We start from the raw sequence: 11,513 nt of genomic DNA on the forward strand, positions 1-11,513 counted from the left end.
GGGCAGTCACTTCCTCGCCTTCCTCGGCCTGGCCGCAGCCCTCACCTGCTACAAGAAGCTCGCGAAACTCACCACGTGAGACAACCTCTAAGGGCGAGAGGCGAGCGGATTGTGTCAGCGATTCCGGGCGAGTTGGCGGTGCAAGGTAGCCGGCCTTCTGCTGTACGGCAGGTCCGACGCTGCGGCGGGTGCATGTGTCGCTTGAGCAGGTACAACAACGAGGGGCGCTGCACGGTCTGCAGCCGAAGAACCAGGGGGTCTCTGCCGGTGGATCCGTCAGTCCCTCCGCACGTCTGGCTGGATCTCAATGTCCAAAAAGCATTAGTGGAACGAGATTTCGGCACGCTCTGTCAACTCGTGCGCAGGGTAGGCGGGTTAAGGCAAGAAGACCTGGCTGCCCTGGTCGGCCTTAGCCAGGCGTTTCTGTCGATGCTGGAGTCCGGAACCCGTCGGCTCACGAACATCGACAAGATCATTGCTCTGCTCGAAGGGCTAGATGTGCCCCCTGAGCTGACAGGACCGATGCTACGACCCTTCGACGCGGCCCCAGACGACGCGTAGGCGTAGGCAGATCAAAGCTGCTCAGGTGCTTCACCGTCGAGATATCGCTCAAGTGATATCACCTCCGGGATATGACGTCACGGGGTTTCGGTAGCACCCTCATGGACTGGCCCAGCGAATTACCGGGGCCGCACAGCACAACGTCAGATCCGAGACAGACCGAGCCAGCTATAGGAGATGAGTGCTATGCCAACACCTCGCCGAGCCAAGAATGACCACCTGATCTACGCGGACGTCGTCGACTCGAAGAGCAAGGCAGGGGTCTGGATGGGGGAGCGTGACGCCTTCCAGGCCAAGCAGGCCGAGATCCTGGAAGGGGTCAGGGACAAGACCGACTGGGTCCCGGTCGAGAACGCGATCATGATGGTCAGCACCGAGCCCGCCGGCATCACGTTCATCGCCGCGAACCCGACCCTGCCCGGCGTCATCGTCCTCGCCGACGGCGGCTCCCCGGAGGCCTCGGCGCAACTGCAGGCCGCGGGCGAGGAACTGGTCCGCAAGGTAATGGCCGAGCGCGGGATCGTCGCCGAGGAAGCCGCGTAACCACAGTGGCCTCCTCACAGCTCCTGTGGGGGAAGTACATCCAGTACGACCGGGACGGGCAGACTGCTCTCCTCGACCCGGTCACGCTGGAAAGCGTGTACCTCGACCGCGGGGAGGTCGACGACCTCTCCGCGGTTCCCCCGACCGCGACGCACACAGCTCTCTCCGAGCTCGGCTTCACGCCCGACACCCCCGAGGTCGACCCGCGTGAGGCACTCCATACCCGCCTGAGCAACCTCGGCCTTGATGCGACCCCGGTCAGGATCAGCGGCCTTCGCGTCGTGCTCACCGACCGCTGCAACATGGCGTGCAGCTACTGCTTCGTCGACACGAACACCGGCAAGCCGGACATGAGCGAGGACGACCTCGCCGCAGGCCTGACCTACCTGTTCGAGACCAACGCCGGCCAAGACGAGGTAGCCATCCAGTGGTTCGGCGGCGAACCAACAACCCGCTTCGACCTGATGCAATACGGCGACGACCTCGCCGACAAGCTCGCAGCCGAATACGGCGTGAAGGAGGTGCGGCGGACCGTCGTCACCAACGGCGCCCGCCTCACCGACGATATGGCCGAGCACTTCGCCCGCTACCGGTACGGGGTCGGTATCTCCATCGACGGGCCGCCCTCCATCAACTCCGCGCACCGACGACTCCTCGGCGGGCAAGCAGCCGATGACCGCATCCGCCGCAACGTACGCCGGCTCCTGGAAATCGATGGCATCCACGTGGGCTGCAATCTCACCCCGACACCGGCGAACATCGGCCGCCTGGCTGAGACCGTCACATGGATCATCGAGGAACTCGGGCTGAAGTTCATCTACGCCAACACCCCCGTCCCCGCCGGAGGCCGCTGGATCGTCAACGGGGCCGACCTGTCGAAGGAGCTGTACCAGGCGCGGCTTGTTGCCCTGGGGCGTGGCGGGATGATGTTCTCTGTCCTGGACCGCGCCTTCCAGGCACTCGACCGGCGTCGGCCCATGCTGCTGGATCACATGCAGAGCGACCGCACCCTGAACGTGGCGCTGCTGCCAGGCCAGCGGGTCAGTCTGTGCGACATCAACTTCACCGAACCCGAGTTCCTCCACACCCTCGATGAAATCCGCGCTGACACAAGTCTGTTGGGTGGCATCGCCAAGAAGGTGGCGCCTCTGCCGGAGTGCGGCACGTGCCCAGCGTTGGCGATCTGTGGTGGCCCCTCCCGCAATGAGCAGCTGCTGATCGGTGGGGAGCGGCCGGACCCGCAGATGTGCGCGTTCTACACCAGCACGGTCGAGATCGCCGTGTGGGACAGCACGGGGGTGCAGTGAACACCCACACCGCGACCAGGCCGCCCGCACCACGGACTGGCCGGGGGCGGTTTCGGTCGGCGCTGATCAGCACCGCCGGGCATTGCAAGATCGCATGCGGCTTCTGCTTCCGCGCCGACCGAGCCCACGGCTACCTCCCCCTGCCCCTCTACACCCGCAGCCTGTCCCGACTGAAGGAAGCAGGTGCCGAAGAGATCTGCCTCACCGGTGGCGAGCCCGCCCACCACCCAGAGCTGCAGCAACTCGTGCGTCTGGCACACCAGTTCGGCATGCCGATCTCCGTGGTCACCTCCGCCCGCGCCCCCGAGGACGTGGAACGATTGGAGGAAGTGGCGCACCTGCTGGCCAACGTGACTGTGTCCGCGGACTCAGCTGCCGCGATGAAGCTCGGTCGCACCCACCGCAGCGCCGCCACGGGGATCGCCACCCTCGACAAGCTCAGCGCCACACGGGGCAGGATCTTGCACGTCACCTACTGGCAGCTCACCGATGCCGAGTGCCGCGCCCTGCGTGATCTGGTTGCCGGAGCGAAAGCGGAGGTCCAATTCAGTCCGGTCATGCTCGATGAAGCCGACCGAACTCGCGCAGGGTGGAGCCTGCCCGACTATCTCGATCAGCAGAGCCAGGACACCGCCCTGTTGGGCACCCGCTTCCGCCTCACGTCGCGCTTCCACCAGCACGTCCAAGACCTCCAGGCCCTGCACCGCGAACCACCTGGGAGGCAACGCTGCCAGGGCCCGTCCCTGTACGTGTCCGCGGGAGGTGAGATCCGCCGCTGCCCCTACGGCACAGCCTCGGTGAGCGTGACCGCCCCCAGGGCGACCATCCGCGACTTCCTCAACGCCGAGCCCCAGGAGTGGACCACCCCGTCCTGCGCGGCCATCTGCCGCGCCGAACCCCCACCTGGGAGCAGCCCATGACGAACCCCATCACCACCCGAGACGAGTTCCTCAACCGCTGGTGCATCCCGCCGAACTTCCCGGTCGACAGCGAACTGATCAGCTTCGACTACAGCTTCCCGCCCGCTGTCGACGTTCTCGCTGCGGTCCGGCAGGACGAAGAAGTACGGTTCACGATCCTCGGTGACGACGACTGGGCCCTCCGCATGGATCGCACCGCCGCTTTCCGCACTGCTCCGATCGACGAGATCGTCACGTGGCCGTTCCGGCTGGTGCACTTCAACCTCACCCGCTTCTACTCCGGCATACTCGCCGGCTTCCAAGAACAGGTCATGATCCCCTGGCGCACCCGGATGTCCGGCTGGGGATACACGTGGCAGCGATGTGCGCCCCTACTCTTTCTGTCCACAGCCGGTGCCGCGTCGACGTATCACAACGACAACTCCCACGGCCTGGTGTGGCAGATCGAGGGCACCAAGACGTTCCACAGCTACCACGACCCCGGCAGCGTCCTGTCCGCCGAGGCTGCTGTTGTTGGCGAGACCACCGCTGAGGAGCCGCCCGAACACGATCCGGCCGACCGGCTCTCGGTTCGTATGGAGCCGGGCGAAAGGCTGTGGAGTCACGCCTTGACCCCGCACTGGGTGACCACCGAGTCGCCACTCGCGATGAGCGTCACCCTTGCCCACGGCGGGCTCTGCCATCAGGGCCGCTTCTCAGACCGAGAGTTGGCGCTGCGCGCCTACTGGGACAAGCATCCCGACGAAGCGTGGATGCACGATCTCCGCAACGTCCGCTACTGACTGGCCGGAAAGCCGCTCTTGGCCCCAGCAACGGGTCGTTCCACACTGCGGGCAGGTTCACCAAGGGGGAGGCGGCGTGGCCAAACGGAAGCGTCGACGCACCAAGGCGCAACGGCGGAGCCTCATCCAGCAGCGCGTCACTCTCGCGACCGCGGCGATCGTCGCTATGGTGTTCGTCTTCCTCGAAGTGCCGTGGCTACTGCTGGGGTTGCTGTTAGCGACTGCAGTCGGGGCCACGGTCTGGGCCCTACGGAGAGTCGATCGCCGCGCACGTGACGGTGACAGGGCCTGGCGCGAGCAGGACCGTCGTATGGCCATGGAGAGATCCATGACGGCAATCGACGCGATGAGCTGGCAGGACTTCGAGCACTACATCGCGGAGCTGTGCCGCAGGGACGGCTGCACCAATGTGCGCGTGGTGGGCGGCTCCGGGGACCTCGCCGCCGACGTCCTCGGTCATATGCCGGACGGCCAGCGGCTCGTCGTCCAGGTCAAGCACTACGCACCGCATCGCACCGTTCCCAGCGGGGACATGCAGAAGTTCGTCGGCATGGCCTTTGCCGAACACCACGCAGACGTAGCCGTGTTCGTCGCCACCTGCGAATACAGCACTGCCGCCCGAACCCTCGCCGCCAAGCACAACATCGTCGCGCTCAACCGGGACCTGTTCGGCTCCTGGAACAACGGTGCACGCCTGGACTCTCTGCTACCGCTCGGAGGCGCCGGCAGCGGGCCTTCCCGGACGGGCAAGACGGGGCGCGGCACTCGGCCACCAGGACCGAAGCCGACGAACCGCCGTACACGCGAAGCACGTTGAACAGACCATATTGGGGCGGTCAGCCAGAGTGCTGACCGCCCCAATCACATGAAGCGACAAGGGTCCTACGGGGTGAGCCGGTTCGGTCCGCGGAACAGGAAGGCGGCCTCGCGGATGGAGTCGAGTCCGAGCATGACCATCAGCACCCGACCCAGGCCCATACCGAGGCCTCCGTGCGGCGGACAGCCGAAGCGGAAAGCGTTCAGGTAGTCCTGCAACGGTTCGGTGCTCATGCCCTTCTCGGCGGCCTGCTTGAGCAGTACGTCGTACCTGTGCTCACGCTGGGCGCCGGTGGTGACCTCCAGGCCCTTCCAAAGCAGGTCGAAGCTCAGCGTCAAGCCCGGGTCACTCTCGGGGCGCATGTGATAAAAGGGGCGAATGCTCGTCGGGTAGTGAGTGACGAACACCCACTCGTGCCCGGTCTGCTCCTTGAAGTGCGCGGAGATGCCCCGCTCGCCCTCCGGGTCCAGGTCCTCCTTCGTGCCCTCCGGGTCCCAGCCGCCCGCCCGCAGGATCTCTTGGGCTTCGGCCATGGTCACCCGAGGAAATGGCATCGTGGGGACCGTGACGTCGACGCCGAAGGTCTCGCGGATCGCCTCACCATGAACGTCGGCGACCTTGGCGATAGCGTGAGTGAGCATCTGCTCCTCGAAGACCATGACGTCCTCGACGCCGTTGATCCAGGCGAGCTCCACGTCGACGCCGGTGAACTCCGTCGCATGCCTCGACGTGAACGACGGCTCGGCGCGGAAGACGGGGCCGATCTCGAAGACCTTGTCGATGCCGGCGGAAATCGCCATCTGCTTATAGAACTGCGGGGACTGCGCGAGGAACGCGGAGCGATCGAAGTAGCCGAGCTTGAACACCTCGGCCCCGGACTCGCTCGCGGTTCCCATCAGCTTCGGGGTGTGCATCTCGGTGCAGCCCTGGCTGTAGGCGTACTCGCGCATGCCCTGCTCGAGAGTGGTCTGTACAGCGAACAGGAGCTGTGCCTGCGGACGCATCCGCACGTCGAGGAACCGCCAGTCGAGACGGTGCTCCAGGCCGGTGTGTTCGTCGATCGGCAGCGGTGTCTCGGCCCGGTTCAGAACCTCCACTTGCTCGGGCACGAGTTCCAGGCCGCCGAGGTTGACGATCGGGTTGTCGACTACGCGGCCGGTGATCCTGACCGCGGACTCGGTGGTCAGGCTCTCCAGGGTGGCTTCGGTGCTGTCGCTCTCGCCGCCACGCCTGTGGGTGACCTGCACCATTCCGGTGTGGTCGCGGACGATGACGAACTGCATCTTGCGCTGCAGCCGAAGGGTGTTCACCCAGCCGCAGACGGAAACGGTCTCGCCAACGTGTTCTCGCAGGTCGGAGACCAATACACGGGGAGTCGTGTGGATCATCTCGGGCCCTCCCGGGGCGTCGTCATGATCCCTTGGGGGCGTGGGCGAGAAGGGGACTCGCGGTGCCACCACGCCTTTGCCGCCACCAGACGGCGACGGCCTCATTCAGGCCCGGTCACGGGGGCCAGCCGGCGGGGCATTGGGCCGAGTCGATCGGCCGTTCCTCCCCGCGCTCGGGAGGGTCTTCACGTGGGGCGCGAGACTGCCTTCACAGCTACCAGCAGCTCTCTCTGCTCGCGGATCCCGTCGCTACTTGTCTCCGTCAACGCGTTGGACCTGAGCATAGCGGTCCAGGAGCGCAGAGCAGCAAGATTTCCCAGTAAGCCATCAGACCCAGTGGCTCAGCTCCTCCGCCGGTCTCGCTGTCCGACCGCCCCAGCCGCCGGATATTACTGCTGTAATTTGAGCTCGGTTTCTTGGGCTGTAGTCTGCCCTGCGAGCCAGAACCTATTGGTGCAGTGTAAGTAATTTCTGTCCCCCTTTTGGGGTGATTTCTCACTGGCACCAGCAAGAATCCGGCAGGGGCATTCCGGCCTGCCGGAGAATTGGCATTCTGAGACGCAATCGCACATCCGTCGATGGCGGTAAAGCGTGCACGAACTCCACGGGAAGGGATCTGCATGATGGGCGATTCGACCCGCAGTGGCGGCTTAATTGAGGTTGTCTCCACGAGCAGAGCACTCGATCGCAGCGTCAAGTATGTGTTCAAGACTTCAGACAGGTCCACGTTCGAGGCCGTGCAACTCTGGGAGGGGGAACACAAAGCCTATTCCGTCTGTATGTCAGCCCAGGCGGGATGCAATTACGGCTGCAAGCATTGCGCGACTACCTTCGCGACCACTCCTTTCGTCCGGAACCTTCATCCGGAGGAGATCGTCGCTGCAGTCGAGTCCCTGGAGGACGTACGCAATCATCAAGGCCCACTCGTCTGGGTCGATTTCGCAGGGGTCGGAGATGTCGCCGCCAACTGGGCCCACGTAACCACTGCCGCGAAGACCATCCTGGCTCGCGATCTTGCCCGCTCAGTGAAAGTCACCAGCATCGCCCCGCAATCGTGGGTCAGGACACTCCTGAAGCCCGATTCCTGGCTGCCCGACCGGTTCATGTTCTCCCTGCACGGTGCCACCACAGATCAGAGGCGGCTCGTCATTCCCCGAGCGGACGCCCCATCGGCCGTACTGCCTCTGTGGGCATCCGTCGCGGAACTGCGTCCCGTAGTGCTGAACTATGTCCTGTGTGAGCACAACACCAGGCCGGAGGACGAGGCAGCGTTGCTTGAGCTGCTCACCCCGTACGCCGGCCGTTTCGTCCTTCTGAGGACCTCCAGCCTCAACCCCGTGCAGGGGAGTCCACTCCGGCCAAGCCCGCGGGAAGAGGAATTTATCGACGCGCTCTCCAACAGGCTGAACGGCTGGATCGTCTCCCACCATCTGTCCGCAGGGCGGGAAACCGCAGCCGCCTGTGGGCAGCTGCGTGCGGAGCTCCTGGACATCGCCTCGCCAGCCAGCCCTCAAAGGCAGTGAGGCGAGCGGCACCCGGACTCGATCTTGGTGAGGGCGACTGTGCCCGCTGAGACTCTGGCGTACGGCCCGGTCATCTTACACCGATGGCGAACCTCAGATACTGATGAGCTGTACCGACTGGTGCACGATGCACTTGATCATCTGCGTCCATGGATGCCCTGGGTGGCGGGGCACAGCCTTGAACGGACCAAAGAGTTCACCGCCCGCTGCGAACGAACCTGGATATCGGGCGGTCCTTATGAGTACGCCATCACCTCGAAGGGCGTGATCGTAGGAAGCTGCGGCCTTGTTCGCCTGGCCAACAGCGACTGGTTGGACTCCGGCTACTGGCTGGCCCCTCCGTACACAGGACGCGGTCTGGCGACTTCTGCGGTCGCCGCCCTGACATGCCAGGCCTTCGAACTCCCCGGCATCGAGGGGGTAGAGATTGACCACGACGTGTTGAACCACGCCAGCCGCGGCATCCCTGAGCGGCTGGGCTTCGCTCGGAGCCATGTGCGAACGAGGGCGCCCCAGGTGCCAGGAGAGAGCGGCGTGCACCAGATCTGGCGGCTTGATCGGGCAGCGTTCATGCGTCGCACTTGGTGAGAGCTTGGACGTCGAGCAGTTCGACGTTGCCCTGACCGTGCCCTCCGGCTTCCGCATGGGCCTCTGGTTGGCGTCGCGCCCGTCGCCTCGACGTCACAGCAGCTCACTCACAACGTCGCACGCCACTCCGCCTCGATGATTCCGTAGGTCACAGAGTCCCGCCACGCATCATGAACGAATACATGCTGCCTGATGCGCCCCTCCTCCACGAAGCCAGCGCGCAGCAGAGTCTTCTCCGACACCGTGTTCGCAGGAGACCGCGCAGCCCACACTCGGTGAAGATCCAGTGGGCCGAAGGCGACAGCCAGAACAGCCCGCACCGTCTCTACGCCCAGACCTTGGCCCCACACATCGGGACGCAAAGCAAACCCCAGCGTTGCGGCCCGCTGCTGGTGCGGGTCCATGGCGAGACGGGCGAAGCCGATCAGACCACCAGTCTCCTGAGAGACGGCCAGCGCGAACTCCGTGCGGGGCTCAGCACCGGACGCGGCGATCGCCCCCCTGACGAGAGCCTCAACCTGCTCGCGGGTTCGAGGCTCGAAGGATAGGTGCCGGGTCGCCTCCGGATCACCGTAGATCGCCAGGACGCCGTCGACGTCGTCCACGGTGAGTTCCCGAAGAGACAGTCGTGGGGTGGAGTGCTGGACTGGATACATGGCTGGGGACTCTACTCGGCGCCCCTATCCGGGCAAGCACTACGAGAAGTCGTACAACGCGAAGTCCGTCACTGGGCGGTATCCGATCCGCTGATACAGGCCGTTGCTGGTGGAGTTGGCCAGGTCAGCGAACAGCAGCACCTCCGCCGCTCCCGCCGCCACTGCCGCCACTGCCGCCCCGCTGACCTCGGCAGTCGCAGCGCCCGCGTAGCCGCGGCCGCGCAGGTGGGCCGGTGTGTAGACGGGGTCCACCCTGATCTGGCCGGCGACCATCGGGGTCATGCCCGCTATGGAGACAGGGGTGCCATCCGGGGTCTCCCAAAACCTGACGCGCCCGTGGGCGATGCGCGTGTCAGCCCAGGAGCCGGCCTCTGCGGAGGCAGTTCCTCCGATGTCTGTGACGAACTCCCCGTACCAGCACACCAGTTGATCGCGGTCCTGTTCGCCAGCGATTCGGCCCCGGCCAGCCGGAGGGGACAGCCGCAGTTCAGATCTACGCAGTTCAGTTCCCCGGCGCGAGTACCTCGCCGGGTACCCACTTCCTCAGGGCATCAGGAACGACCGCGGTGCCGTCGGGCCGTTGATACTGCTCGAGGATCGCAGGCAGCAGTCGGCTGGTTGCGAGTCCCGACGCGTTCAGGGTGTGCACGAAAGCCGACCTTCCTTGGCGCGGCCGGTATCGGATGTTGCCTCGCCGGGCCTGGTAGTCACGGGCGTTCGAGACCGAGCTGACTTCGACGTACGTGCCGAGGCTGGGCAGCCACACCTCGACGTCGAAGGTCTTGGCCATAGCGGCGCTCGTGTCTTCGGCAGCCAGGCGCGTAACGCGGTAGTGCAGGCCAAGGCCGTTAACCAACTGTTCGGCCCTGCCGAGGAGTTCTTCGTGCGCGGCCTGCGAGTCCTCGGGGCGTGTGAACTGGAACAGCTCCACCTTGTTGAACTGGTGACCGCGTAGAGTTCCCCGCTCGGCCGTGCGATAGCCGCCTACCTCCTTGCGGTAGCACGGCGTGTAGGCGAAATACCGCTTGGGCAGCTCGGCCTCCGGCAAGGTCTCATCTCGGTGCAGGTTCACCAACGCGGTCTCCGCCGTCGGAAGCAAGAACTGCACCGGGCCGTTCTCGCCCTGCTCCAGAGTGAGTACTTCGTCCGCGAACTTCGGGAACTGCCCCGCGGTGTACCCGGCATCGTAGGTGAGGATGTGCGGCGGCAGCAGAAACTCGTAGCCGTCCCGCACGTGGGCCTCGACGAAGTAGTTCAGCAGCGCCCACTCCAGCAGCGCGCCGTTGCCGCGATAGATCCAAAAGCCGCTGCCGCCGAGCTTCGTCCCCCTCTGGTCGTCGATGAGCCCAAGATTGTCGGCGAGATCGACGTGGTCCTCCGGCTGAAAGCCGAACCGGGGCGGCTGCCCAGCGAGTCGGATGACCTCGTTGTTCTCCTTACCGCCGGCGGGCACATCGTCATCGGGGAGGTTCGGCAGCGGGTCGAGGAATGCACGATGGGCCTGTTCCAGTTCGGTCAGCCCACGTTCGGCGGCGGTCAGGCGCTCGGCGACGGCCTTGGCCTCTGCACGCAGATCCTCTACGGCTTCGCCCGCCCGCTGCAGATGAGCGATCTTCCCCGAGATCGCCTTCCGATCTCCGCGCAGCCGCTCCACGTCGTTGCGCGCCTGCCGCAGAGCCTGGTCCAGGCGGAGGAAGGCGTCGGTGTCGATGTGCACGGCCCGCTTGGCCAGAGCCTGCCGTACATGCGCGGGGTCTTTACGGATGAGAGTGACGTCCAGCATGGCTGGTGCTCCGTTCGATCAGCCCGTCATGGGCGTGATCCCTTGGGAGCGCGGGCGAGGAGGGGCAACTCGCGGTGCCACCGCGCCTTCACCACCACAGCCTGTGATGGCCTCGTTCAGACCCGGTGACGGGGGTCGACCGGCGAGGCATTGGACCACTCCCAATGGCCGTTCCTCCTCGCACTCAGGAGGGGATTCACCCCAGGGCGCGAGGCCGCCTTCACAGCATTTGGCGGCTCTCTCGGCTCGCGTAACCCGGGCTACTCGTCTCCGTCATCGCGTTACGTCTGAGATTAGGGCGCGCTACCGTCACTCAGCCAACGAATTTCACCCTGCGGCTCGGCTCGGGTCCCTTGTCGCCCAGCCCCGCTGGTTATCCACCCCTCGTGCACGAGCCGATGATCACCCTGACGGCAATCACGATGATCACGAAGCCAGGAATCTCCAAGTAGTTCCCGAGGGCATCGAGCATGGGCTCTGACGGCAGACGTACAACGCTCTGGCTCCTCGTGGACTCGTTGGTGTAGCCGGACAGAGTGTCCGGCCCGTTCTAGTACTCCAGCTGTAGATCGTGATCTTCATGTCTGGGCGGCTTGTCGCTGGTAGTGGCTGGCCTGGGATCGGGCCTGGTGGCGGCGGCGCCAG

The 11,513-nt window shown here is 65.2% G+C and carries 11 protein-coding genes and 1 pseudogene; 8 read left to right on the forward strand and 4 right to left on the reverse strand.

Annotated elements, in window-relative coordinates:
- Positions 1–192: 192 nt before the first annotated feature.
- The 6 genes from ACGFYH_RS36860 (at position 193) to ACGFYH_RS36885 (ending at position 4,930) form a co-directional block, all read left to right on the forward strand.
- Positions 193–561, forward strand: coding sequence for a helix-turn-helix domain-containing protein (locus ACGFYH_RS36860; protein WP_393807535.1), 369 nt, complete (start codon positions 193–195; stop codon positions 559–561).
- 186 nt (positions 562–747) lie between these two features.
- A complete protein-coding gene (locus ACGFYH_RS36865) occupies positions 748–1,104 on the forward strand; it encodes a hypothetical protein (protein WP_393807536.1) in 357 nt (118 codons plus the stop codon).
- A 95-nt stretch (positions 1,105–1,199) separates the two neighbouring features.
- Positions 1,200–2,411 (forward strand): radical SAM protein, encoded by a 1,212-nt coding sequence (locus ACGFYH_RS36870; protein ID WP_393807537.1) that lies wholly within the window; start codon positions 1,200–1,202, stop codon positions 2,409–2,411.
- A complete protein-coding gene (locus ACGFYH_RS36875) occupies positions 2,408–3,331 on the forward strand; it encodes a radical SAM protein (RefSeq protein ID WP_393807538.1) in 924 nt (307 codons plus the stop codon). Before ACGFYH_RS36870 ends, ACGFYH_RS36875 begins: the two co-directional genes overlap by 4 nt.
- A complete protein-coding gene (locus ACGFYH_RS36880) occupies positions 3,328–4,113 on the forward strand; it encodes a hypothetical protein (protein WP_393807539.1) in 786 nt (261 codons plus the stop codon). Before ACGFYH_RS36875 ends, ACGFYH_RS36880 begins: the two co-directional genes overlap by 4 nt.
- Positions 4,114–4,189: 76 nt before the next feature.
- Positions 4,190–4,930 (forward strand): restriction endonuclease, encoded by a 741-nt coding sequence (locus ACGFYH_RS36885; protein ID WP_393807540.1) that lies wholly within the window; start codon positions 4,190–4,192, stop codon positions 4,928–4,930.
- A 65-nt stretch (positions 4,931–4,995) separates the two neighbouring features.
- Here ACGFYH_RS36885 and aspS read toward each other — a convergent pair whose 3' ends face one another.
- Complete coding sequence (gene aspS, locus ACGFYH_RS36890) at positions 4,996–6,318, reverse strand: aspartate--tRNA(Asn) ligase (RefSeq protein ID WP_393807541.1); 1,323 nt, start codon at positions 6,316–6,318, stop codon at positions 4,996–4,998.
- Positions 6,319–6,938: 620 nt separating this feature from the next.
- On the opposite strand from aspS, the gene ACGFYH_RS36895 reads away from it, so the two are divergent.
- Together ACGFYH_RS36895 and ACGFYH_RS36900 are read left to right on the forward strand one after the other, a co-directional pair.
- The gene (locus tag ACGFYH_RS36895) at positions 6,939–7,841 is read left to right on the forward strand and encodes a hypothetical protein (RefSeq protein WP_393807542.1); all 903 of its coding nucleotides are present in this window, start codon (positions 6,939–6,941) and stop codon (positions 7,839–7,841) included.
- 39 nt (positions 7,842–7,880) lie between these two features.
- Positions 7,881–8,429, forward strand: a complete 549-nt coding sequence (locus ACGFYH_RS36900; RefSeq protein ID WP_393807543.1) for a GNAT family N-acetyltransferase — start codon at positions 7,881–7,883, stop codon at positions 8,427–8,429.
- A gap of 107 nt (positions 8,430–8,536) precedes the next feature.
- On the opposite strand, the gene ACGFYH_RS36905 is transcribed toward ACGFYH_RS36900, so the two are convergent.
- The 3 genes and pseudogenes from ACGFYH_RS36905 to serS form a co-directional block, all read right to left on the reverse strand.
- The gene (locus tag ACGFYH_RS36905; RefSeq protein ID WP_393807544.1) at positions 8,537–9,085 is read right to left on the reverse strand and encodes a GNAT family N-acetyltransferase; all 549 of its coding nucleotides are present in this window, start codon (positions 9,083–9,085) and stop codon (positions 8,537–8,539) included.
- Between the two features lie 39 nt (positions 9,086–9,124).
- Positions 9,125–9,556: pseudogene (locus tag ACGFYH_RS36910) on the reverse strand (GNAT family N-acetyltransferase); the annotation flags it as partial.
- Positions 9,557–9,587: 31 nt separating this feature from the next.
- On the reverse strand, positions 9,588–10,868 hold the full coding sequence (gene serS / locus ACGFYH_RS36915; RefSeq protein WP_393807545.1) for a serine--tRNA ligase: 1,281 nt from the start codon (positions 10,866–10,868) through the stop codon (positions 9,588–9,590).
- Positions 10,869–11,513 lie beyond the last annotated feature (645 nt).

Source organism: Streptomyces sp. NPDC048392 (genome assembly GCF_043200575.1).
Lineage (GTDB): Bacteria > Actinomycetota > Actinomycetes > Streptomycetales > Streptomycetaceae > Streptomyces.

Excerpts from the sequence above, each read along its gene's own strand:
- ACGFYH_RS36865 (WP_393807536.1), top strand. The coding sequence starts at position 748 with ATGCCAACACCTCGCCGAGCCAAGAATGACCACCTGATCTACGCGGAC.
- ACGFYH_RS36860 (WP_393807535.1), top strand. The coding sequence starts at position 193 with ATGTGTCGCTTGAGCAGGTACAACAACGAGGGGCGCTGCACGGTCTGC.
- aspS (WP_393807541.1), bottom strand. The coding sequence starts at position 6,318 with ATGATCCACACGACTCCCCGTGTATTGGTCTCCGACCTGCGAGAACAC.
- ACGFYH_RS36895 (WP_393807542.1), top strand. The coding sequence starts at position 6,939 with ATGATGGGCGATTCGACCCGCAGTGGCGGCTTAATTGAGGTTGTCTCC.
- serS (WP_393807545.1), bottom strand. The coding sequence starts at position 10,868 with ATGCTGGACGTCACTCTCATCCGTAAAGACCCCGCGCATGTACGGCAG.
- ACGFYH_RS36880 (WP_393807539.1), top strand. The coding sequence starts at position 3,328 with ATGACGAACCCCATCACCACCCGAGACGAGTTCCTCAACCGCTGGTGC.
- ACGFYH_RS36905 (WP_393807544.1), bottom strand. The coding sequence starts at position 9,085 with ATGTATCCAGTCCAGCACTCCACCCCACGACTGTCTCTTCGGGAACTC.